18 protein-coding genes are annotated in these 25,740 nt (G+C 32.7%); all 18 read right to left on the minus strand.

Features of this window, described 5'->3' with window-relative positions; genetic code table 11:
• Positions 1-53: 53 nt before the first annotated feature.
• The 18 genes from M3P09_RS14090 to M3P09_RS14175 all read right to left on the minus strand — a co-directional run bounded on the left by M3P09_RS14090 (position 54) and on the right by M3P09_RS14175 (position 25,739).
• Positions 54-833: an L-fucose dehydrogenase gene (locus M3P09_RS14090; RefSeq protein ID WP_099563990.1), complete on the minus strand. Its 780-nt coding sequence runs from the start codon at positions 831-833 to the stop codon at positions 54-56.
• 157 nt (positions 834-990) lie between these two features.
• Entirely contained in the window at positions 991-1,899 is a 909-nt protein-coding gene (locus M3P09_RS14095; RefSeq protein WP_249973625.1) for an alkaline phosphatase family protein, read from the minus strand.
• 85 nt (positions 1,900-1,984) lie between these two features.
• A complete protein-coding gene (locus M3P09_RS14100; RefSeq protein WP_249973626.1) occupies positions 1,985-4,783 on the minus strand; it encodes an NPCBM/NEW2 domain-containing protein in 2,799 nt (932 codons plus the stop codon).
• Between the two features lie 59 nt (positions 4,784-4,842).
• Positions 4,843-7,197, minus strand: coding sequence for a glycoside hydrolase family 95 protein (locus tag M3P09_RS14105; protein WP_249973627.1), 2,355 nt, complete (start codon positions 7,195-7,197; stop codon positions 4,843-4,845).
• Positions 7,198-7,230: 33 nt separating this feature from the next.
• On the minus strand, positions 7,231-8,640 hold the full coding sequence (locus tag M3P09_RS14110) for a sialate O-acetylesterase (RefSeq protein ID WP_249973628.1): 1,410 nt from the start codon (positions 8,638-8,640) through the stop codon (positions 7,231-7,233).
• Between the two features lie 3 nt (positions 8,641-8,643).
• Positions 8,644-9,468 carry an amidohydrolase family protein gene (locus M3P09_RS14115; RefSeq protein WP_249973629.1) on the minus strand — a complete coding sequence of 275 codons (825 nt, stop codon included), beginning with the start codon at positions 9,466-9,468 and terminating at the stop codon, positions 8,644-8,646.
• 26 nt (positions 9,469-9,494) lie between these two features.
• Positions 9,495-10,514 carry a metallophosphoesterase family protein gene (locus M3P09_RS14120; RefSeq protein ID WP_249973630.1) on the minus strand — a complete coding sequence of 340 codons (1,020 nt, stop codon included), beginning with the start codon at positions 10,512-10,514 and terminating at the stop codon, positions 9,495-9,497.
• Between the two features lie 2 nt (positions 10,515-10,516).
• Positions 10,517-11,980, minus strand: a complete 1,464-nt coding sequence (locus M3P09_RS14125) for a sulfatase family protein (protein WP_249973631.1) — start codon at positions 11,978-11,980, stop codon at positions 10,517-10,519.
• A gap of 21 nt (positions 11,981-12,001) precedes the next feature.
• On the minus strand, positions 12,002-13,096 hold the full coding sequence (locus M3P09_RS14130; RefSeq protein ID WP_249973632.1) for a glycoside hydrolase family protein: 1,095 nt from the start codon (positions 13,094-13,096) through the stop codon (positions 12,002-12,004).
• Between the two features lie 3 nt (positions 13,097-13,099).
• Positions 13,100-14,449: a sulfatase family protein gene (locus M3P09_RS14135; RefSeq protein WP_249973633.1), complete on the minus strand. Its 1,350-nt coding sequence runs from the start codon at positions 14,447-14,449 to the stop codon at positions 13,100-13,102.
• A gap of 6 nt (positions 14,450-14,455) precedes the next feature.
• Entirely contained in the window at positions 14,456-15,421 is a 966-nt protein-coding gene (locus M3P09_RS14140) for a metallophosphoesterase family protein (RefSeq protein WP_249973634.1), read from the minus strand.
• Positions 15,422-15,463: 42 nt separating this feature from the next.
• Positions 15,464-16,285: a glycoside hydrolase family 16 protein gene (locus M3P09_RS14145; protein ID WP_249973635.1), complete on the minus strand. Its 822-nt coding sequence runs from the start codon at positions 16,283-16,285 to the stop codon at positions 15,464-15,466.
• Positions 16,286-16,302: 17 nt separating this feature from the next.
• Positions 16,303-17,160 (minus strand): fumarylacetoacetate hydrolase family protein, encoded by an 858-nt coding sequence (locus M3P09_RS14150; protein WP_249973636.1) that lies wholly within the window; start codon positions 17,158-17,160, stop codon positions 16,303-16,305.
• A 2-nt stretch (positions 17,161-17,162) separates the two neighbouring features.
• Positions 17,163-19,280: a GDSL-type esterase/lipase family protein gene (locus M3P09_RS14155; RefSeq protein ID WP_249973637.1), complete on the minus strand. Its 2,118-nt coding sequence runs from the start codon at positions 19,278-19,280 to the stop codon at positions 17,163-17,165.
• A 30-nt stretch (positions 19,281-19,310) separates the two neighbouring features.
• The gene (locus M3P09_RS14160; RefSeq protein ID WP_249973638.1) at positions 19,311-19,994 is read right to left on the minus strand and encodes an SGNH/GDSL hydrolase family protein; all 684 of its coding nucleotides are present in this window, start codon (positions 19,992-19,994) and stop codon (positions 19,311-19,313) included.
• On the minus strand, positions 19,991-22,399 hold the full coding sequence (locus M3P09_RS14165) for an alpha-L-fucosidase (protein ID WP_249973639.1): 2,409 nt from the start codon (positions 22,397-22,399) through the stop codon (positions 19,991-19,993). Before M3P09_RS14165 ends, M3P09_RS14160 begins: the two co-directional genes overlap by 4 nt.
• Positions 22,400-22,416: 17 nt before the next feature.
• On the minus strand, positions 22,417-24,669 hold the full coding sequence (locus tag M3P09_RS14170; RefSeq protein ID WP_249973640.1) for an alpha-L-fucosidase: 2,253 nt from the start codon (positions 24,667-24,669) through the stop codon (positions 22,417-22,419).
• Positions 24,670-24,692: 23 nt separating this feature from the next.
• Positions 24,693-25,739, minus strand: coding sequence for an alpha-L-fucosidase (locus tag M3P09_RS14175; RefSeq protein ID WP_249973641.1), 1,047 nt, complete (start codon positions 25,737-25,739; stop codon positions 24,693-24,695).
• Position 25,740 lies beyond the last annotated feature (1 nt).

Genomic DNA, 25,740 nt, shown 5'->3' on the forward strand with positions numbered 1-25,740 from the left:
GGTTAAAAATTACTGAACTATTTTAATCTTTTATATTTTTTTCGCCGAACAACTTATAATGCTCTATCTAAATGTGTATATCCGCCATCAACAAAAATTAATTGTCCGGTAGTATGGCTAGATTTTTCTGAAAGTAAAAACACGACCATATCTGCTATTTCCTCAGCAGTGGTCATTCTATTCTCTAGAGGTATTTTATCGGTTATTTGTTTTAAACGCTCTTCTGGATTATCAAAAGTTTTTATCCATTTTTCGTACAGCGGTGTATAACATTCGGCAACAATTAGTGCGTTTACTCTAATATTATAGGGTAATAATTCTACTGCCCATTCCCTTGTTAATGCATTCCTGCCTCCATTGGCTGCCGCATAACCAGATGTACCTCCTTGACCTGTTAACGATGTTTTAGAACCAATATTTACAATACTACCTTTGCTTTTTTTAAGTTCTGGTAAAGCATGATGAACAATAAGATAATAATGCACTAAATTACGTTTTAATGATTCTATAAAATCTTCATAGTTTCCATGTTCTAAACTTACACCATCATTTACTCCTGCATTATTTACAACTCCATCAATGCGACCATATTTTTCAATTGCTATCTCAACTGCTTTTTTACATTGCTGAGGATCTGTTAATTCAGCAATAGCATAATGCGCTTCTTTTCCATTTGAAAGTATTTTATTAATAACACCTTCAACACTAGCTCTATTTCTACTAACTATTACAGGTATTGCACCTTCCTTTAGTAATGCCTCAGTAATCCCTAAACCTATACCTTTAGATCCACCTGTAACAATAATAACTTTATTTTTTAAATTTAAATCCACTTTAATGTTTGTATTACATAATTAAGACATTCATAAAATAAACGCGTATAACGCAAGGTAACAAATCTAATTTTTGATTGTTCAAAAATCCACTGTTTAAACAACCTTATATGATACTTTTTTTGCTATGTACTATAATTATTAATTCATATAAATACTAATTAAAAGCTTCAGTTATTGGTTTTCCTCTCCAAAACCTTGGAGTTTCCAACCCTAAAAGGTAAGCAATAGTAGCTGCTGTGTCATAAGTTACAATACTTGAGTTAAGTTTTCCTTTTTTTGGTATATTTTTACCATATAGAATCCAAGGAATTTCTATTTCTTCTAAGGTTTTTCCGCCATGCCCTTTACCTATACCTCCATGATCTGATGAAAAAATAATTGCCGTATCATCTAATAAATCATTCATCTCCAAAGCGTTAATAATATTTCCTATTAAACTATCTATTTTCTCTACGGCTTCATAGTATTCTGGTGTATCATGTCCTATACTGTGTCCAGCACCATCTGGTTCGTCAAAATGAATAAAGCTTAAAGTTGGTTTCTCATTTATAATAAAATTTAAGGCTTTATCTTTTGTTTCTTCATCAGATTTCCCATTAAAATCCAAATCAACCATATCCTTTTCGAAGAGGTAGCCTATACCGCCCCAAGTATAAGACACCCCTTTTTTGCTCTCTGGTAATTGTTCATCTATTAAACTAAAAATAGTAGGATATATGTTTCCTTTACCTATAATTCTTGATGGTAATTCAGGTGTTTTACTGCCCCATTCTGTATAACCATGTAACTCTGGTCCGGAACCCATAATCATGGATGCCCAATTTACTGCACTTGATGATGGCAATACTGATCTTGCTTTTAATGAGTAAGATCCTTCTTCCATAAGTCTTCTTAAGTTAGGTACTTTAGCCTTCTTAAAAGCATAGGCTCCAAAACCATCTGAACCTATCAAAACAACATGTTTTACAAGTTGCTTAGGCCTTTCTTCTAATTTAGGATTACAGGAAAAAAAAGTACCTATTAGTAGCAATAATACCATACTTGCTTTTAAAACTGTTTTCATATTTCTTTCCTTTTTTAGTTTATCATTACTTTTCATGCAAGTCAACTTTAATATTTTTTTTGCTTAAAATATTTAATTTTCACTATTACTCAATCACAATCCATTGATACGAATTTGCTGGTATTGCAACATTAATTTTTACACTATAATCTCGTTCCAATTTATACTTTAAAGCTTTTCCTTCTTTTTCCCTTATCAAAACATCTTCGGTAAGTCCGGTATAATAAAGAGGTAGTTTTATTTCTCTCTCCATATCTTTGTCTGTTGGATTAAAAAATAAAGCTAGTCCTTTTTCTTTTAAGCTAGGGTTTACATGTAAAAAACCATCCCAATCTTTTCCAGAAGGACGCTTCAAATGAATAATATCGCTATTAAGTATTTCTCGATATTTTTTATACCAATTAACTACTTTAATAACAACTTGCTTTGTCTTTGGCGTATCAAACAATCGCGGGCCTCTATAACAAGCTTGTACACCAGATCCATAATTTTGTATCATTTGATTTTCATAATCTAACAAGTGATCATTTAAAGGTTCTAATGTAGCAGCAGCACCTCCTCCGTGGTATTCTGTTAAAGGCACAAAAGTCCAATTCATACTAGGTATTCTATCCCATAAACCGTCATAAATGTTCATTCTACCAAGAACTAGTTGTCTATTTCTAGGCAATGACCAGTTAACCTCTCTATATCCTATTCCTGTTTTATTGGACCCTGAATTGATATAAAAATCTGGTATATTCATATAAATACCTTCTGATCGCATCCATTTATATAAACCTTGAATTTGAGCATATTGTTTCCATTGAGAATCTTCTAATCCATTATGGTGCTTATGTTTTGTAGAAGCGCAAACATTCCCAGGATAGGAGCCATCGTTTTCAAAAACCTGCATTCCTGTTTTAGTAAAGAATTTTTTAATTTTCTTGAAATAATCATATCCCCATTCACTACTTAAACATGGTGAAGAACCAAAAATCATTCCTCCTCGTTTTCCTGTTTTAGGATTTATAACGTCTACCTCATCACTAATCCATCTACTAGATAATAAAGAATAACCTCCTAATTCAATGCCTTTAGAGTTGGCATATTCTCGTAACTCTTTGAATTTCAGATAGTATGATTCATCTTCCTTTTCCATATCTAAACCACTACCAAAGCTCAGAATAATCATTTCATAACCCGTTTCTGCACATTGATCTACTGCGCTTTTTATAATTTCAGGGTCGGTAGAAGTTAAATGTAGAAACATTGGGTTTTCAGTAACCCAAGGTGAAATTGTTCGATACAGTTTTCTTTTAAACAAGCCAACCCGTTCTTGGTCTTTACTGTCTAGTGGTGTTTCCCAAACCCTAAAGGTTGTTAATGATTTTCCTATTGGAATTCCTACATCTGGTCCTAAAGGTGGTTTTATTTCTAATAAACATGGTAAATTTAAAGGGTAATTTGTTTGAGAAGTGTAACGCTTATCTTTTTCCCAATACGTCGTTTTGTCAGAAGTTTTTTGCTGCATAGCTCCAAACGCATAGTCACTTTCAATATGAATATTTGGTTTCACCCAATGCTTTGGTGTATCTACTAAATTTTCTCCTTCAACCATAGCTAACTGTTCTAACTTAAATTTATTCAACTGAATCATAAATTTTGATTCATTAATAACTTCTATCCATTTACTAAGTGTAGGAATGCCATCGTATAGTACATAATGTACTCTAACTTTAACTCCATCTTTTGAAAGCGTAAAAACCAATTCTTTTCCTGTTGGCATTTTTGTATTTGAAGCCCAACGCACTCGTTTCCACAATAGTCTATCTGTTAGTTCTTTAATTTCAATGTTTTCAATTGCAAAAGAATTTTGAACTGCAGAAAGTGCATCTACCCATTTCATTAAAGTGTACCCGTACTCTGGTTGCTTACTAAACCCTCCAATTTGGTAGTCTTTGCCATCTATAGTTAAAACCCCTTCATTTGAAACACTTCTTAACATACTTTCTCCTGTCATTTGGTTAACATAGTCTATAGTTGCTAAATTAGGAGTCACTCTAAAAACCCTAGCTATTAAACCATTTGAAAGCACAATGTCTTTTCCACTTTCTGTTTTATATACATTTGCTTTTACTTTATCATTATTTACTAACCAATCATAATCTGGTTCTTTAAGTGGGAAACTTATTTCTGGTAAGCTTTGAATTATACTTTTCAATTTAGTTTTCAATTCATCTGGTTGCTCTGTTACTTTTCCTTGAAATTCTTCAGAAACTACTACTGGGGGAATTTCAAAATAATCAAACATAGCGTCAGCCCAAATAGCGTGATCTCCACTTGGGTCACCTTCAGCATTTTCAACAATTAATTCTAAAATACCTCTGTCTATTTTCAGCTTTATTTCTTTAGCAGAATCACCTTGTTTCATAATCCCACTATTAAAAATCTCTTTCCCATTATGGCGTATTATAAATACAACGGTCCCTTTGTTTACCTTACCATCTATTCCTTCTACACCTAAAAATTGCTTCTTTGTTTGTGTTACATTATAAAAAATTCGCTTTCCATTAGTTAAAGGGATGGTTTTAATAGTTTTTAACCCATAATCTACCTTGGAATCGTTAACACCAACTTTTGCTGTAAAAGAGCGAGAATCATTAGTTTTAATTTTAATAATAGATTTGGAATGCACTCCAACACCATTTTTATAAGGGATTCCTGCTATGGATAATGACTCTCCTGTAACAGATTTATTAATTGTAGGTGCGCTATAGGTTTGTTGCGCCAGTGAAACTTGCAAGTCTTTTAAATGTACTTGAGATTGTGCTTTTGCTAAATTATTAAAACCTAAGAATAAAAAAAGTAAAATTATAATCTGCTCTTTTTTAAAACACTTCATTTGCTTTATAACTAAATTCTTTTGGGTGACTATATGTAACATTCCACTCTATAATGCTTTTACTTTACTATACTAAGGCTATTATTTAACCATATTTTTTCGTTTTTAGGTAACTTTACTTCACTCATTAATGACCCGTACTGAATTTTATAAATTCCTTCATTTTTTGCCAATAACCCAACTTTTACCAATTTTCCTTCTTTCCATTCAATATCTACTTCTACATTTCCTCTTGCCTTTAAACCTTTAACATTACCTGTCTGCCAGTTTTTTGGTAAAGCTGGAAGTATTCTTATAAGAGGCTCATGAGATTGCATTAACAACTCAGCTACACCAGCAGTATATCCAAAATTTCCATCGATTTGAAAAGGAGGGTGCTCGTCAAACAAGTTATCAGCAATAGATATTTGAAAAAACTTTCTAATATTTTCTTCTGCAGAATCTGTGTTTAACAATCGTGCATTAACATTAATCATCCACGCTCTACTCCACCCAGTTCCTGCACCTCCATGTTCTAACCTATAATCAATTGTTTTTTGTGCTGCTTTAAAGGCAACAGTATCTGCAACGGTAATTTGATTACTTGGGTGCAATGCATATAAATGCGACATATGCCTGTGTCCTTTTTCGGGTTCACCATAAGCTTCATTCCATTCTAAAATACGTCCTTCATTACTTACTACTACTCCAGGAAATAGCTTTTCTCTTTTTGATCTTACATCTTTTGTGAAATCGTCTTCAATATTCAAAATTTTAGCAGCTTTTAATACATTATCAAAAACTTCTGCAATTATTTGATGCCCCATAGCAGCACCATATGAAATTGCCGCTGGTTTACCATCTTTAGCAAAATAAGAGTTTTCTGGAGAAGTCTCTGGTGTAGAAACCCATTTTTGGGTATTCTCATCCCAAACGAGCCATTCGGTATAAAACTCTGCTATTGATTTAAGATACGGATATACTTGTTTTTTTAAAAACTCATCATCTTTTGTATAATTATAATGCTCCCAATAATGTTGTCCTAACCAACCACCACCATGAATCCAAGATCCCCAATATGGTCTTGCGGCTCGCATCCAAGCTGGAGCCCACAAATCGGTTGCATGATGCATTACAGCTCCTTTTCCTATGCCGTATTGCTCTTTTGCAGTTATTTTACCTCTTTCTAATAAACGATTAGAAAAATCAAATAGAGGCAAATGCATTTCACTTAAATTAGTAACCTCTGCTGGCCAATAATTCATTTGTAAATTAATGTTTAAATGATAATCAGCGTTCCAAGGGGCTTCAATATGCTCATTCCATATACCTTGCAAATTAGCAGGATTTGTTCCTGGTCTTGAGGATGATATAAGTAAATATCTTCCAAATTGAAATAATTTAGCCGCTAAGTCTGGGTCATCTTCTCCATCTTTAATACGCTGTAACCTTTTATCGGTAGGAATAGTATCTAATTCTTTTCCTCCTAAACTTAGCTCAACTCTATCAAAATACTGTTGATAGTCTTCTATATGATTTTTTAGAAGTTCATTAAACGATTTATTTGACACCTTACTTAAAATATCATTATTACTAGCTTTATAGTCTTCATGATAAAAAGAAGTTTTACAAGACAAAATTATAGTAACCTTTTTAGCTCCTGTTAAAACCAATTTTCCTTGGTCAGCTTTTATACTTCCTGATGAACTCTTAGTTTTTACTCTTGTTTCAAACTTAACGCCATAATCAATTGGGAACGGCTCATTCATCTTTTTTCCTCCATATTGAGTTACCATCCCTTCCATAGTAATCTCATCATTTGATGGGTTTGAAATAGTTACTGTCTTGTTACCTTTATCTTCTGGACGGCTTAAGGAAACACTAAAATTCATTCCTTCTTTTGCATCAGTCTCCAACTCAACAATTAATACATCATCAGCTCCTGAAGCAAAAACCTTTTGAGAATAATTATTACCTCTTGACGTATAATTTACAGTTGATACTGCATTATTTAAATTTAATGTTCTTGTATAGTTTTCTACTTCTCTATCTTTTAAAAAATCTATAAACAAATCTCCCATGGTTTGATGTGACCGCAAAACCGATTTATACGAAAATCGTTCTACAATAAGTTCATCAACCTTATGAGCGTCTCCTTTTTTTAAAAGTCGTCTTAATTCTTCTAAATCTTTTTTATTTCCTTTTGAATCTCCCCAATCTGGACCACCAGGCCACATAGAATCCTCATTTAATTGAATTCTTTCATGGTTTGGATTTCCAAAAACCATAGCGCCTAAACGTCCATTCCCAACAGGTAATGCCTGCATCCATGTTGCAGCTGGTTGTTCATACCAAAGAGTTAAATTGTGATCACTTATTACTTCGTTTTGAGTTTTGTTACAAGAACAAAACGCTGTAATAAAAATAAGAATCAATAAAGTTTGTTTCAAATACATATACTAAAAAAGTTAGTCATTATTTATATCAATTTTCCAATCATCAGTTCTAAAAGCTGAGGCTGGTAATCCTGACATGTTATACAAATTAGGTAATGCTGTGTCTGAAAATGCAAAACGGACAGCTACTGGTTTTTTTACTTTTTTTGAACTAACAACAACGGTGTTATTTTTTATTTTTGCTATGGCTGGATAAAATTTTTGATCTTCTCCTGCAATAAAAAACTCTCTTAACTCCTTTTCTTTTTTTACTAAACCATTTTCTGCATAATCAAAATGAAGCACTATTTTATTCTTTTTTATCTCCATTGATTTATAAACAGGTCCACTAAACATAAGGTCCTTCACTCCGTAAGTTTTCACCAATGCCCAAAGTGCTAACCGCTTGCTTACTTCCTGTTTATTTATGGGGTGAATATTCTTTAAGTTCCCAATATCATTTGTTACCGCCATTCCAGTTTTTGGAAGGGTTAACATAGTATATAATTGTGCATCCCTTACCACTGCAGCTTCAATATTAGTCTTACTTTTATAATTAAAAGGGGCTATTTGCGTAAAATAAAAAGGGAATTCTTTTCCCCATTCTTTTCTCCAAAACTCGATAAGTAAAGGGAATGATTTGTAATATGAAAATGCATTATCTCTATTAGATTCACCTTGATACCAAATAACACCAGCAATATTGAATTTTGTAATAGGGTGAATCATTCCGTTATATGCACTTCCAGGCAACCCTGGCCACCATTCATATCTTTTTAGTTTTTTAGCTGCTTTTTTAAGTTCTTCATCATTTTCTATCAATTCTTTTTTTATCCATGGTTCAACAGGTGTGCCTCCCCAACTAGAATTTATCAAACCAATGGGTACATTTAATGCTTGATATAATTCTTTTCCATAAAAATATGCTACAGAGCTAAACTTTCGCATAGTTTCTGGTTTACATTCTGTCCAATCTCCTACTAAATCATCTTGTGGTGTAATAGATTTGGTTTGAGGTACCTGAAAAAATCTAATATTTGGGTAATTAGCCTTTTTAATCTCTTCCTCGGCATTTAAAAGTCCATTCTCTGGAGTCCATTGCATATTAGATTGTCCTGAGCATAACCAGACCTCTCCTAATAATACATTACTTAAAACTATTTCTTCATGTCCTTTAATGGTAACTGTATATGGTCCTCCTGCCTTTATAGTTGGTAAAGTCACTGACCAAACTCCTTGGTAGGCCTTTACTTTAACAACCTCACCATTCCAAGAACCAATAACTTCTATAGTTTCAGCAGTTGATGTTGTCCAACCCCAAATAGTAGCGTTTGAATTTTGTTGCAGTACCATATTGTCTGATAGTATTGACGGTAACCAAATTTTTGCGAAGCTGATATTTGCAGTTAACAGTAGCAGTATAAGTAAATGTATTTTTTTCATGATTTATAAATTATAAAATTTAATAGCATTGCTTCCAAGTATTTTTGTCTTGTCATTTTCTGAAAAACCTTTAATATAATCTTGAACAAGTTGTAATTGTTGTTCATATTTTGCAGCCAGTAAACAGACCGGCCAATCGGAACCATATAAAATTCTATCTATTCCAAAGGCATTAAATACAACATCTAAATAGGGTGTGAAATCTGAAATTTTCCAATGCTTTAAATTGGCTTCAGTAACCATCCCTGATACTTTGCATAGTACATTTTGTGCCTTAGCCAATTCAATCATATTTGCTTTCCACTCATCAATTCTTCCTGTATTAATATATGGCTTTGCTATATGATCAATTACAAATCTTTGATTTGGAAATTTATTCACCAAATCAATAGCGGATTCTATTTGCGGTGGAAATATTAAAATATCATAGGTTAAATTAAACTGCTCTAATTTACTAATACCATTTTGAAAATCTTTACGTAACATAAAGTCGTTTGCCTCGGCTTGAACAATATGGCGAACTCCTTTGAACAGAGAATTGTTTGAGTAGTGCGCTAATCGGTCTTCAACATTTGAAGCTCTTAAATCTATCCAACCAACTGCCCCTTTAATAAATGGATTTTGCTTGGCATTTTCTAATAAAAATTCGGTTTCAATTTCGCTTTGATCTGCTTGTACAGCAATACATCCATCAATATTATTATCTTTTAGAATAGGTTTTAAATCTTGAGGCAGAAAGTCTTTTCGAATGATTTGCATCGAATCATCAATCCAAGCATCCCGAACAGGGTTGAATTTCCAAAAATGTTGATGTGCGTCTATTTTCATTAACTCTTTTTGCTTTTATGTATACATTAGTCTTTTATATCAAACTCAAAACTATAATCAGACATTTCTGCTGAATACACCATGCCTTCAATTCCTTTTGGCATTCCCATATCGTAAGGAGAAGGAGTCATCCATTTGCTTTTAACACCTTCAATATGTATAGTTCCTTTTTTATTTATTGTAGCAAAAGCATACAACGGGTCTTTATAACCGGCTATATGAGGCAGGTTACCATATTGATCATAAAAACTTTTCGGAAAACGCTCAGTACTTTTATATTTACCAGATACCCATTGATAAGACATACTATTAATTTCTATATAGTCTATTCCATTTTGATGAAAATGATAATCTAAATGGTTATGGCCATTCATACAGCAAATTATTTTTTGTTTATTGGCTTCTAATATTTTTTGAAGTGCTAATCGATTTTTTACTCCCCATTGATAATGCCATAAGCTTTGATGTGAAAACACAATAGTTGGCAAATTTGTAGTTTCCAAATCAGCTTTAAACCACTCTATCTGTTCATTATCAATATAGGTTTTAATGCTGCTATCGACATAAAAATTTGCTTTATTATAATCTATAAATTCGCCATCTTGATATAAAAAATTAGCATCCAAAACAATAAAATGAATTCCTTTAAAATCATATGAATAATACGTTTTTGGCATTTGCCAAAACTCTAGCATATCCTGTTTCGAATTTCTATCCATATCATGGTTTCCCAGTACATGGTATTTTGGACTTTGAAAAGTATTCCAGATTTCTAAAAAGTCTTTATTTTTATTATCAGCCATACAAAAATCACCAAGCTGGATAATAAAATCAACTTTCCTTTCTGTAGCTTTATTTATAAATATTTCTAGCCTTTTATCTGCATCTGGCATTAAATCTTTATGCACATCGGCTACAATACCAAAGCTTAAATTTTCAGAACTTTCTGTTAATAAAGTTGATGGTGTAAAAGAAAGTAATGTACTAGGCAAAAAGACGGTAGTAGCACCTATTCCTAACTGATTTATAAATTTTCTACGGTCCATTTTTATTGTATTACATCTTCATAAATCAATTCTAAATTTAAAACATCTCCTTTTTCCTTTTGCAATTGAACTAGGTCGTTAAATAGCGATTTTATTTTAGTAATATTTTCAGGGTTAGATGCTATATCTTTTAATTCCAAAGGATCTTCTTTAAGATTATATAATAAGACTTCTTTCGTTTTTGGATATAGAATTAACTTGTAGTTATCTTTTCTAATCATCCGTTGTGAAGCTTTTTCGTAAACGCCATAAATACTACTATATTTACTTTTGGTTTGTGTCCCTTTTGCTAGTTCTAAAAGACTATTAAACTCTATGTATTCGGGCTTTTTAATACCTGAAATATCTAATGCTGTTGCCATTACGTCTTGCAAATAAATATCTGTATCTATTTTTTTTCCTTTATCAATATTGGGTCCAACAATCATTAAAGGGACTCTCATACTGTGGTCGTACATATTCTGTTTTCCTAAAAGACCATGTTCTCCTATAGCCAAACCATGATCTGAAGTAAAGAAAATATATGTGTTTTCTTTTAGCCCATTTTTCTCTAAAGTTTCTATAATATCTTTTATCTGATCATCTAAATGTGTAGTAATGGCATAATACTCTTGTCTATTTACTTTTACCGCGTATTCAGTTCTTGGAAATGGGGCTAACCTTTCATCTCTTAATTTTCGTCCTGCTCCCATTGTTTCTGCATAGGGATATTCGGGTATAAAACTCTCTGGTACCGAAATGTTTTCCAGAGGATATTTATCTACATATTTTTTTGGAGATTGTCTAGGGTCGTGTGGTGCATTAAATGCGATGTACATAAAAAATGGATTATCTTTTTTAGCTGCATCGTCTATAAAAGATACTGCATCTTCTTTTACTAATTCGCTCCAATGCTTACCTCCTTTCCAATAACCTCCAAATTCTTTTTTCCAAGGTTTCCATAAGGTATCATTACTACTTTGTGGGCGGTTATATCCTTCTGGTGTATCAAAAGGCATGCCTCTTAACACATGACCAACATGGTTAAAAATAGAATCAGGTTTTGCTTGCACATGCCATTTCCCTGACATATAAGTTTCATAACCTGCAGTTTGCATAAGCCTAGGCCAAGTTTTATCTAAATCTTCATTTTTAGAATAATTTCCAGAAATTTGCTGTGCTCTCCACACAGATCTTCCACTAATAATCATAGCTCTGGAAGCTACACATATGGCTCCATTCCAGCCCCCCATATTATAAGTATGTGTAAAGGTTGTCCCTTCTTCTACTAATTTATCCATAGTAGGAGTAATAACTTCAGGATTACCTAAAGCATTAACGTCTTTAAAGCTTTGATCATCAGAAAACAAGAAAATAATATTAGGTTTTTCATTTGTTTTAGTTTCAAGATTAGCTTTTTTAGAATGTTCTTTACATCCTAAAAACATGAGGAGTAATACTATTTTAAAACCAATTACCTTTTTCATTTTTTATTAATTAAGTTTATACTAATTGTTAGTTTTTATGGGTATATGAACATTAAAAGGAAGGCTTAAACTGTCTTTTCCTTTTTTTAGTTGTGCCGCACAAAACAACATAGCCGGCTGCCCTTTCTCATTTAGCCAAATTTGAGGCCTCTCTAAATATTGTAACTCACTTACTGTTCCATCTTCCCATACTATTTCTGGCTTCATTACATTAGGGTTTTTAGAAACTTCCCATTTTTCACCATTAGTAGAGGTAAACAACGCTAACCCATGAGTTCCTGTATATAGACCTCTCTGGTCATCAAGTACAGCATAATACTTTCCTTCTTGATACCATAGAAAAGGATCTTCAGCTTCCTTATCTGTTAAAATTGGATTTTCTGCAATAACAAAGGGTCCTTCAGGACTTTTAGATGTAGCTATGCATTGTATCATTCTATTTTTAAGGTCTGGTTTATTGGAGCGCGTTTTAAAAATCATAAGATATAACCCATCTGGAGTCTTACAAACACTAGGGTTTACCATATACCCTTCTGCTCCTTTTCCTTCTTGGTAATCAATCAAAGGTTCTTTTGACACCTCCCATGGTCCTCTAGGATTATTGGCTATTGCAACTCCAATTCTTTGACCCCAACGATGGTTTTCCGTATCATTCTTTTTCCCAAAGTCTTTATTTACATGAGAGATAAAGTACAAATAATATTTATTTCCGAATTTTTTGATATGCGGATTATGAGCAGATTGTTCGTTCCAATTTCCTTTTCCAAATCCATCTAATATCACTTTTTCGTGTACGTAAGGGCCTCCTATATTATCTGATGTTGCATGTGCAATTGCAGAATAATCTAGCCAGCCTCCAAAACCTTTAGACTTTGGCCATCTTGAATAATATAAGTGATATTGCTTATCATCACCTTGCACCATAGAAGCTCCCCATATATAATAATTAGGATCTTTTAAAACAGAATGGAAAGGAACGGGTTGGATTAATTTACCTAAATCTAACTCCTCATGATTTTCGGTTACCTCTTCTTTTTTATCTGCCTGCTTATTGTCTTTACAAGAAACTAGTACTATAAAAGCTATGACAAATATTTTTAAAATGTATTGTTTCATGCGTTATATTTTCCCTACTTCTCTTTTATTAAGATTTAAATTAGCATCAAGTTCTGTCATAATTTTCTTTAATTCGATTATCTTTTCTGGTAGGCTTTCTGATATATTATATGCCTCAGAAATATCACTTTCTAAATCAAATAAAAAGGTGTCATCTTCAATAATTAGAAGTTTATACTTACCTTTTCTTATGCCTTGAAGTTCCCCTCTGCTAGAATAATACAAAAATGGTTTACTTTCTTCATTTTGTTTTTCTCCAAAAAGTGCCGAAGAAACATCAACACCATCAATATCTTTTTTTGGCAAATTTGCACCGCATAAATTCGCAATTGTTGGTAACAGATCCATATTTGTAATAACTTTTGTTTGAAAAGAGCCTGAAGGTATTTTCCCTGGCCACCAAGCTATACAAGGTACACGAGTGCCTCCCTCCCAAGTAGTTCCTTTTCCACCACGAAGTGGTCCTGCAGAACCGCCATCGGTTTTAAACACTTTCCAAGGTCCATTATCTGAAGTAAAAATGACTAAAGTATTACGCTCTAAATCGTACTTTTTTAATGTTTTTAATACCTCTCCTACACTCCAGTCGATTTCTTCAACTGTATCTCCGTATTTACCTCTTACACTCGTATTTTGAAATTTTTCAGAAGCATATAAAGGAATATGGGGCATTGGGTGCGCTAGGTATAAAAAGAACGGGGTGCTCTTATTCTTCTTAATAAAATCTACAGCCTTATGCGTAAGTCTTTTTGTTAAGTATTGTTGATTTGGGTCTAACTCAATTGTATCTTTTTGAGACATTAAAGGAAGTTGCCATTTGTAGTTTTTATTTCCATAAATATCCTGTTCCTTTCTACTCATATCATTACTAAAAGGGATACCATAAAAGATATCAAAACCTTGATTGATTGGTAAGAATTTTTCTTGATAGCCTAAATGCCATTTACCGATACAAGCTGTAGCATAATCTTTTTCTTTTAAAATTTCTGCAATGGTTTTCTCTTCTGGATTTAAACCTGTTTTAGATGAAGGAAATAATACTCCTTTCTCTAAGCCAACTCTTTTAGGGTAAGCTCCTGTTAATAAAGCCGCCCTTGAGGGAGTACATACAGGTGCTGCAACATAAAATTGAGAGAGTTTCATTCCTTGGGTAGCCATTTTATCTAACTCTGGAGTATGCAATGTTGGGTTTCCATAACTACTTAAATCACCATAACCCAAATCGTCAGTATAAATAATAACCACATTTGGTTTATTATTAGCTTTACCTTCTCTATTTAATTCTTGAGAATACCCTTTAATTCCTATAAGTAAAAGGAATATTAATATTTTAAAATCAGTTGTTTTTTTCATTTATATTTATGTTTTCATTTTAAACCTTGATATTGTTGGTGCAATAGGATCGTTAGGCAATGTTTTTGGTAAATTCATTTCTTTAGGCCCTGGTCCAACAAATTTTGTCTTTTTAGGCTCTATAATTATACAATTGTCTTTTATTTTTACAAAAGTGAATAATGGGTCTTTATATGGGATTGTATATTTAATCCACTCATATTTTTCATCAATTTCATTACTATACCTAATAACTTTATGTTCTCCTCCAACCCATCTATAGGATGCGCTATTAATTTGAACATAATAAACACCATTAATTTGAGTCATATAATCTGTATGCGTATGCCCACTTATACAACACATTACTTTTTTAAAACCTGCTTCTTTATTTGTGCTTTCTATAATTTCTCGAATCTCTTTCATATTAGCCACCCCATCATACTCTAATTCTAACGATTGGTGACTAAAAATAACAGTAGGTTTATCAGTTTTCTTTAAATCTCTTATAAGCCACCGCTTTTGCTCATCTCCAATGTAACGGTTGTATCCCGACCATGGTTTTGGATTAGCATCATTACCATCTAAAACTATAAAGTGAACACCTTTTTTATCAAACGAATAGTAGTTTTTGGGCATGTTCCAATATGCCTTGGTTTCATCTCTCGTAAACCCACCATCGGTATCATGATTTCCCAGCACATGATATTTTTCGCCTTTATAACCATTCCAAATATTTAAAAATGGTTTGTTATAATCGTAAGGCCTACAGAAATCTCCTAGCTGCAAAATAAAATCTAATTCTTTTTTATTTGCTGATGCTATAAATGCTCGTAACCTTTCATCTGCATCATGCATAACATCTTTGTGTACATCTGCAATTAAACCAAACTCAATGGTTTCCTTTTTTATAACTGAAGAAAAAACATTTATCGGCAAAGTAATAGCTCCCGCTACTAGTGTCGATTTTCTTATAAAGTCTCTACGCTTCATTAGCTTGCATTTATTAAACTTTTTATTATTTAATTTACATTTTTACTGATATACTTTTACCCAATCTATAACCATATTTACTGGCAAATCTTTTGGGTTTACTTTTCCAACCCAAGCTCCTTCTAGTTGCTGATCTATTAACAAATAAAAAGGCTGATCGTATGGCCATTGCGATGCATCTACATTTTTTACCCGCGGATAGGTAAATGTTTCTTCTCCGTTTAATGTAAAAACTAACTTATCAGGAAACCATTCTAATCCAAAGGTGTTAAAAGCTTCTTTATTAAACTTTGAAGTTTTGTAATATGGTGGATTTGTTTTTTGTTTAAGCTCAAGAGTATAATAAGAATGAGTTGTTTGATAAATCATATCATCATAGTTTAGATGTTCCATAATATCAATTTCTCCATTTCTTGGATACTTCCCGTATTTATTATCTTGAGATAGCATCCATATTGCTGGCCACGCACCTTGTGCGCTTTCTAATTTGGCATGAATTTCAATTTTACCATACTGAAAGGCAAACTTTCCTTTTGTATAAATACCTCCAGTTAAAAAAGGTCTAGAATCAGAAATAGTATCAGTATTTACAATACCTTTTAAAAACAATTTTCCATCAGAAATATCAAAACATTTAGAATCATTCGTCATATAATTCCCCCAATCAGCATTGTTTTTAGGAATTTTTGTCCATTTAGTAGTGTCTAAACTTGTATTTTCAAAATTATCTTGCCAAACTATTTTCCAATCTTCTTTCTTAACATCAACATTCTGAATATACTTATAGTCATCAACAACCTTAAATGATTTGCTTTTACAACCAACTAAAATAAATGTAAGTAAAATGAAACTATATTTTAACATTTGATTTTTTATATAAATTAACTTTTATAAGCTTTAGTTACTTGTTTTGAAATTCCTAGTCCTTCTATTCCTAATTCCATAACATCACCTGGCTTTAAATATTTAGGAGGATTAAACCCTAAGCCAACTCCAAAAGGTGTCCCTGTTGAGATTATATCTCCAGGAAGTAAGGTCATGTATTGACTAATGTATGAAACTACTTCTTGCACATTAAATATAAAATCTGAAGTTGATGAATGTTGCAATCTTTCTCCATTAACATCCAACCATAATTCCAAATCATTAGGGTTTTCTATTTCATCTTTTGTAGCAATAAATGGTCCTACAGGAGCAAAAGTATCGCATCCTTTTCCTTTACACCATTGTCCTTCTTTTTCAATTTGAAAAGCTCTTTCTGAAACATCATTATGAAGCACATAACCTGCTATATGATTAAACGCATCAGCTTCTTCAACATAAGAGGCTTTTTTACCTATTACAATAGCTAATTCTACTTCCCAATCCGTCTTTTCTGAGTTTTTGGGAATAATAACGTCATCATTTGGCCCGCACAACGCTGTAGTAGATTTAAAGAATAAAACCGGCTCTTTTGGCACAGTCATGCCTGCTTCTTCTGCATGTTTTGCATAATTTAATCCTACACAAACTATCTTAGATGGACGTGTTAAAGGAATTCCTAAACGAGCATCATTTTCAATTACCGGGCAACTGTTTTGATTGGTCTCTAACCATTTTTCTAGTCGTTCTAACCCATCACCGCCAAAAAAGTCTTCGTTATAATCTTGTCCAAATGCTGATATGTCAATTCTAGTCCCGTTTGCTAATTGTATGCCTGGTTTTTCATTCCCTGCTGCTCCAAATCGTATTAATTTCATTTTTATTTCTTTATTAATTCATTATATTTTTCTCGTATAAACTTTCCCCAAACTTGATATCCTTCTGGTTTTAAATGTATTCCATCACCGCTATAAAGGTTGTCTTTTAAATTACCGTCTTCATCTGAAAACAAATCAACTAGATTGTAGTAGTTCACTAAAGGTTTCTCATCTAGATAGGCAATTGCTTTATGAATAGCATTGTATTTTTCTCGTCGTTCAGAACTGGCATCCAAACCTGTAGGCAAAGGTCCAAAAAATAAGATTTCCGAATTAGGAAATTCGGTTTCCATCAATTCAACAACTTTTACAATACCAACGCTAATTTCTTCAGCAGTATTAAATCTAAAATTATTAACTCCAATTGCCAAGGTTATTAATTTTGGAGTGTTGGAGTTATAATTCCCATTTCTTATTCTCCAAAGTATATGTTCTGTTCTATCGCCAGAAATGCCTGCACTTACATAGTTTAACCCTTTAAAGTGGGCATCTGAAGCTCCTTGACCTGGGCTATAAGTGGTTAATGTACGATTGCCTCCCCAACCTTGAGTAATGGAATTTCCAACCAATAAAATATCTAAATTTTTCGTAGCTTGACATAACGAATCGATATCTTCCATTTGATGCCACCAGCCTTTTCCTTGTTTCCATCCAGCTCCCGAACGATATTCTGAACCTGGTGTAGGGATGATTGCTAAGTTTACTTTTTTATTAGTAGCTCTTAAAATAAAATCGACAATTGGTGTTGGGTTTTCTAAACTATGAGGATGATGTCCCACTCTTGCTTTATAAATTATTTTTATGTTCCCCCCTTTATCTTTTATTTTCTGTTCAAAAATTCGGGTATTCTCATCAACAGGAACTACATTATCAGTTACACCACATACATGAAACATTGGGTAATCACCTTTTACAATGGCCTCAATTTTATGAATAGGGTTTCCTTTAAAATTATCTAGCTCTTCTTCTGTAGCAATATTATACATTTCCTTAAAGGCTTTCCAATCGCTTTCACTTCCTTTTCCTTTACCTTTGCCCCCGGGCCAACTAGCTCCATCTAAAACAGGAGCATCTGAATACACACAAGCCACCTTTTCCGGGTTTTCAGCAGCCCAATTATAAACTATAAGACCACCTCGACTCATGCCTTCTAAAACTACTTTTTTAGAAAACCCGTTTTGGGTCATAAAATCGTAAAAAACATTCCAACGGTTAACAGCTTCATTATTTCCAAAAAAACGGGAGACATCGCAATAAGCAATATGAAAACCTCTTTCTAATAAAGCAATATCTGTTTGTGGTTCGTGACCAAAAAAGCGAGCACGTAATACCCAAGGCTTTCCTTTTGCAATCTTTTTGGGTGCTACTATTTTACAGGGAACATTTTTATATTTGAAATCAGTTTGGGTGAATCCATAAAAATTACTTGTTTTAATATCTTCAATTTTTGAAACATCAAATCTTTGCTGTATGTCATCAATATTAAGAATGACATCCTCATAAATCCGTTTTGCAATTCGAGTCGCTCCCAAAGAGGATGGATGGATAGTATCTGGAAACATCCCTGGCTCCCCTGTAAATAATTGATATAAATCGATGACTTCGCTTTTAGTATCAAAAGCTACTTTTTGAGTTAAAGGAATTATTTTATTTTTAATAATAGGATTCCATATACTTGTTGAATCCTTTAGAAAAGAAGGTACAGGTAATAGCAAAACGACACGAACTTGATTGTTTTGTTGTTTAAATGATTGGATGAGTTCTTTGTAATCATTTTCGAAATCTGAATCTAAATAAACACGGTTTTGTTGTTTGCTATCATTCGTTCCTAATTTAATGTAAACTATATCTGGAGCAAATTCCAAGGCTTCTTGGTATTTATCAGATTTCCAATATGGATAGTCTCCTCTTTTTAATAATGTATTACCGTTTACACCAAAATTTTTTATTTGATAATTCTCTCCAAGTAGGGCTTGTAATTGCTTTGGATAAGCATTATTCTCGCGATTATCTACACCAGCTCCATAAGTAATACTATCTCCTATGCAAGCTATTTTTATAGGTTGTTTTTCTGGTTTGCAACCTGTAAAAGTTAGAATAATTAATAAAGATAATTTCAAAAAAAACTTCATATTAACTTATCTATATATTCATAATTGTTTTGTATTAATCTTTCTAATCTCTTCTGAAAGAAACTCAGATAAAATTTTTGCTAGCTTTTTATAGCCCTCTTTAGAATAATGTACATCATCATCTCCTTTCCCAAATTCTTTATGAATAACTTTAGATTTTTTATAAATATCATTCACCTTAATATCATACTTCTTCATAACCCTTTTAGCTACCTTATTAAACTTTTGAGCATCCTTCTTAAATCTTCCAGCTTCATATTTTGGGACATAACTTGTGGTAACAAATATTAATTGAGCATCAGAAACCTGTTTGATTGACCGTATAATATCTTCTAAATTCTTCTCATATTCTTCTAAAGAAAAAGTAACATTCCCATTTACTTTATCTCTGTTACCGTATACCTTTGCATCTGGATGTCGGTAACACAAATCCCATAAACCCCAATTAAACTGAATAATATCCCAATCTTCATTTCCTATCCATTCTTTAACTTTTTTAAGTCCTGTTCCTGTATGTTGCGCATTCCATGGATTATGCTTTACAATGGCTTTACTGCTTAAGTTTTCTTTTACAAAAGGAGTATATCCAATAGATATAGAATCTCCAATAATTAAAACTTTTGTTTTTTTATTTGAAAAGCTACAAAAAACTAAGGCTGTTACAACCAGTACAAAAAAGTAAAAATTATTTTTCGTTCTCATTCTATTGGTTTTATATAATAAGCGCTTAAGTTTTTTATTTGAGGCTCTCTTTCAAATTTCAAAACTTTTAGCCTAATTCTACTAACTTTTACAGTTTCAAATTGTTCAATTCTTTTATTACCAACACTTTCGCCTTTAGTGATGATTTGCCATTTTCCATCCACTAAACCTTCAATCTGGTAACTTCTAACACGTTCTCCTTTTTGAATATCTTCTTGAATAATAACATGGTTAATTAAACTAGGGGTGCTAAACTTGAGGGTTATTCTATTTCCTTTTCCTGAAGTAGAAGCTATTGGTATTTGAAATCTTCTTTTAATTTCGTCTCCCCATTCTTTCAATCGTTTTACGTCTGGTTTTGGCATCAACCCATCTGGATTTGGTGTTAAGCCCATAATTAAAGTTGAATTTCTACCTACAGATTTATAATACATTTCCATTAAATTTTCCAATGGAAAAATATGTTTTTCATCTCCCGGTTCCCAGAACCATTCGTGTCTTCCATTATATCCTCTTAATGGTGCATCGGACATTGCTGGAACCCAAAACTTACCATTAGAATCTCCTTGCTTTAATAGCTTATAATTGTCTTTATAAATGTTTTTTTGAGCAGTTTCTCCAGCTCCAGTACTGTTATAAGGAAATGTTGCCCAACTTGGATAACTTATTGTTCCTGATTCTGAACCTCCCCAACGAGCTTCTGCTAATTGTCCATTATGATAAAATAAGCAATTAGGTTGGTATTTACGAACTATAGGTAAAACATCTGGAGCACCATTATCTGGATGGTCTGCACCACCATCAAACCATATTTCAAAAAGCTCTCCATATTGGGTACAGATTTCTTTAACCATACCTTCTACCATGTTGTTATACCATTTTTGACGATTCTCTCTAAAAGCACCTTCACCATTTACTTTAAAATCATGGACTCCCATAAATGAGTTCCAACGAATTCCTAAATAAATTCCTGGTTTTATATCATATTTTTTACATGAAGCCACAAAATCTGCAACTATATCGCCATTACCATCACGCCATTTAACAGCCTTTAAACTATATGGGTTTACATCAGACTGATACAAAGCAAAACCTGTTTCGTGAGTTGCAGTTAAAATAGCAAACTTAGCGCCTGCATCTTTAGCTGTTTTTACCCATTGGTCTGTATCTAAGTTTATAGGGTTAAATATTTGATAATCAGGAATAGGATCAATTCTGTTTCCGCCTTGACCATACTTTTTTCCATCAAACACATGCAAATCGTAGTGAAAAACAACTCCTAATTCTGCTTCTTGCCATGCCAATTGCCTCTTATTAGGTTTTGGGTATGTAACTTCTTCTATAGGAATAAAAATACTATACGAGTCATTATCTTTCTTAACAGCAAGACTTAACACTTTTGGTTTACCGTTTTCATGATAAATAAACGGACGCTCTAATCGGTCTGGTATAAGCACCGAGCCATCTTTCATCCTAACTTCTTTTCTCATCAAAACATATTCGTTTGATTTTTTCCAGTTGATACCGTCTTCTGATGTTACCATACCTATGAAACCGTGTGTGTGAAAGACACCATAAAATCGGTTTCTAGTTTCATCATGCCATATAGACATATCTTCGGTATCTATATAATCAATAACAGGTTTTTCTTGTATTATAAAAGGTCCAGCTGGTGTTTCAGAAATTGCTACTGCTTGATTCCTAATAAAACGTTTCTCATTAGGTTTATCTCCTTTTATTACCAAGTAATATTTACCATCTTTTCCTTTATCAATTGCAGGATTAACAGTGAGTGTTGTTATTGGTCCCGACGGTTCTATTAAAGGTTGCTGCATACGTTGCCATGGACCATTAATGGAGTTAGATACTGCAACTCCGGTTCTCTGATTTGGGCGTAATATTTTCCAATTGGGATGGCTATATCCTGTTTTAGCCGTTTCAATTAAGTCTTCTTCTAAATAGGCTTTATCGCCTAAATTTGTAGAGATATAGTACAAATAATATTTTCCTTCAAAATACTTTATTTTTGGGTTATGAGCTGTAATTGCATCCCATCTGTTTTTTCCAGCGCCTTCTAAAGCGGTTTTTTTATATTTCCAAGGTCCTGATGGGTTTTTCGATGTAGCATGGGCTATTTCAGAATGTGTTAGCCAACCATAAAAACCGTACTCCTTTTTCCATCTCGAGTAAAACATATGATATTTACCATCTTTCCCTTTTATTATAGATGTTCCCCAATTATAATAGCCTTCAGTCTTAAAAATGTTCTCTGTAGCTATGGGCTCAAACTTATCATACAATCGTAAATCGTCTGTCTTTTCTTGAGCATTAATACAAAATGAAAAAAGCAATACTTGAATTAAGACAAATCCATTATTTATAAAAATATTACTAAAACTTTTCATTATCGTTTTTTAATTAATTATTCGAAAAAATCCAATTCAGCAATGCTTGCCGTTTGCTTATTTCCTGCAATAACTTTAGACTCTATTCTTATATACTGCGTTGTAACTGGCGTTTGAAAGGTATGTTTTCGAGTCGTTGGGTCGTTGATAAGGTTACCAAATTCAAAATCTTCCCATTTTTTCCATGTTTTACCATTACTGCTAACTTTTACAATTCCTTTTTCTATCATACCATTAGCATGCTGTGTTTGTGGTGTATATGCAAATTCTTTGATGGTGTATGCTTTTCCTAAATCGATATTAATATAGTGTATCTTCCCATTTGCTTTAGATTGCCAATAAGTATTTGGGTTTTCGTCAATAGCATGATTCTCTTCATTTTTATTTTGATGGCTATCAGTATTTAAAACATTCCAATCTCGCTTCAAAATTCCAAACGTTTTTGAAGCTGCACTTCCCATTTGATCTTTATCTATGGCAATGGCTTTAATTTCTGTTGATAAACCTTTAATCCCTACTTTAAATAGTTTTGAAGTTTTATTGGGTATACTGCCATCGGTTGTATACCTAATTTCATAATCTGAGTTTAAGTTTCCAGAAACATCTTCACCATGAGGTTTCCAACCAAAGTCATGCTTTTTAGGTTCTATATTAATTACACCTTCAATATTCCTTGATATTGAAAGTTGTGGAGGTCTTGTTTTGTAATAATGTGCAGTAATATTTGAAATTGCTGGACTTAAACGCGAATCCAGAACTCGGATTCTAAATTTATTTGACGTCGTTTCTGGAAAACGTAAAATACGTTTATACCCCACATTAGTTGCTGCTACTACTTCTTTCCAAGTATTATTTATCCATGCATCAACAGCATGTTTCTCAATACGTTCACTATGCGTTGTTATAGCTTCTTGAATAATTAATCTATTAATAGTTATTGGAGCCTTTGTTTCAATAATAACTTCCTTTTTGTCTGAACCTAATAATAAATAAGTATTAGTATTACCATCTAACACATTTTTTGAACCTGATGCATCAGCAAATAGATTTGTTGTATATGTATTATTTATACGCTGACCAACTTCATTTAAAACTTGAACGTCTTCTGGTGAAAATTTACCTTCTCTATTTGGTGGAATATTTAATAAAAAGGTAGTGTTTCCTCCAACCGATCGCTCGTACATATCAAAAACGTCATCAGCACTTCTTACCTTTTGGTGCGTATCATCTCTATAAAACCAGCCTTCACGAATTGATGTATTCGTTTCTGCTTGCTGATAGTGTAAATATTTAGCATCAATTAATTTTTTTCTGCTACCAATATCTTGCTCCATAATATCAGCAAATCTGTTCATCTCATGTGGGTTGGTTTTATACGGAATTATATTCCATTCGGTATCTCTAGTTGCTCCAGCTTCATTACCACACCAGCGAATGTCTTGTTTACCAAAAATAACTGCTTCTGGAGCTAAAGTTGATATTAGCTCTTTCCAAGCTAAGTAATTATATTTTTGCCCTCCTTTTCGTTTCGGGTGTGCACCATCAAACCAAACTTCATGAATTGGTCCATATTCAGTTAATAATTCGAATAGTTGATTTAAAAAGTACTCATTATAGTCGTCAACATTAAAAGTGAATGTTTTTTTATTCTTAAAAGGGCGTCCTTCTAATGGTCTAGGAATAACCCGATCTGTATATTTACTTAAATTACCATAAAGCCCTTCTTTGTTTTCAATTTGATATAAATCGGCTGGTGATAAATACACTCCTAATTTTAATCCGTACTTCTGGCAAGAGGCCGACAATTCTTTTAAAACATCACCTTTACCATCTTTAAAAGGTGAAGACATAATGCCATGCTTTGTGTAACGACTTTGCCAAAGTACAAACCCGTCATGATGCTTAACAGTAATTATTACCATTTTCATATTAGCATTTTTCATTGCTTTACACCACTGATCTGTATCTAAATTTTTAAGATCGAAAATTTTAGGGTCTTCAAAACCATTACCCCACTCCATTCGAGTAAAAGTGTTTGGTCCAAAATGTATAAAGGCTATAAATTCATTTTTTAAAGCATTGTATTGATTTTTAGTAGGTACTACATGCGCAGCTTTAACTATAATTGAATCTTTAGTATCGCTATCTAAAACTTCATATGTATTCTTAACTTCTAATAGAGTTCCCTTTTGCTCTTGAGCACAAGATGATAATATTAAAAGAGTTAAATTTAAGCATACTAAATGCAAAGTTCTTACTGTATTTTTCATTGGTTTTAAATAATTTATAGTCTTTATTTTTTTAACATTTCTCCTACCTTCAAAAGGATTTCAACACTTTGTTTGGGAACATTCCCGTTACCATCTGGTCCTATGTTTAATAATAAGTTTCCGCCTTTATTATTAATATCTTTTAGCTTATTATAAACTACTTCTGCATTTTTCCAATCTGTATCACTCGTTTTAAAACCCCAAGAGTGGTTCATGGTGTAACAAGCTTCCCAATAATGTTTTAACTTATCTTCTGGATGCTCTTGTTCTGGAGTTCCAAAATCTTTTTTAAACACAGCTCTTTTAGAAACTCGATTATTAATTATAATGCTTGGTTTAAGTGTTCTTATATATTGATATAAATCTGCACCTACTTCTAAGTTCCACCACTCTACCCAATCACCATCAAACCAAAGAATATCAGAATCGTAGTTATCAATTAATTCTTTAATTTGGCTTTTCATGTAGGTAATATATTCTTTCTTTTTTCCAAATTTCATTCTAATTTGACCCCACCAACCCCAAGGTTTGTTGCCATCTATATTGCGTTCTTGCGATGGGTGATGCCAATCTATAATACTATAATAAGTTCCAAATTTTAATCCATATTTACGACAAGCTATGCTTAGTTCTTTTAAAATATCTCTTTTAAATGGAGTGCTACCTACATCAAAAGTAGTGTATTGGCTATCCCACAGGCAAAACCCTTCGTGATGCTTTGTTGTGATAACGATATATTTCATACCTGCTTGTTTTGCTGTTTTTGCAATAAAATCTGCATCAAAATCTTTAGGGTTAAAAGTAGCAGTAAGCATAGCGTACTCTTGAGCTGTTATATCTGCATTAGATTGAATCCACTCTGCATAACCATCATAGGATTTGTCTTTCCATACACCTCCAAGTTGACTATACAGGCCAAAATGTATAAACATTCCATACTTGGCTTCTGAAAACCATTGCATACGTTTTTCGTAATCTTTAGTACTTTCTGTTAAATAATCAATTTTTTCTTGAGCTTGTATACTTAAGAAGCTAAATACAATTAGAAATACAATCGCTACTCTTTTCATT

The organism is Jejuia spongiicola (assembly GCF_023502325.1).
Taxonomy (GTDB): domain Bacteria; phylum Bacteroidota; class Bacteroidia; order Flavobacteriales; family Flavobacteriaceae; genus Wocania_A; species Wocania_A spongiicola.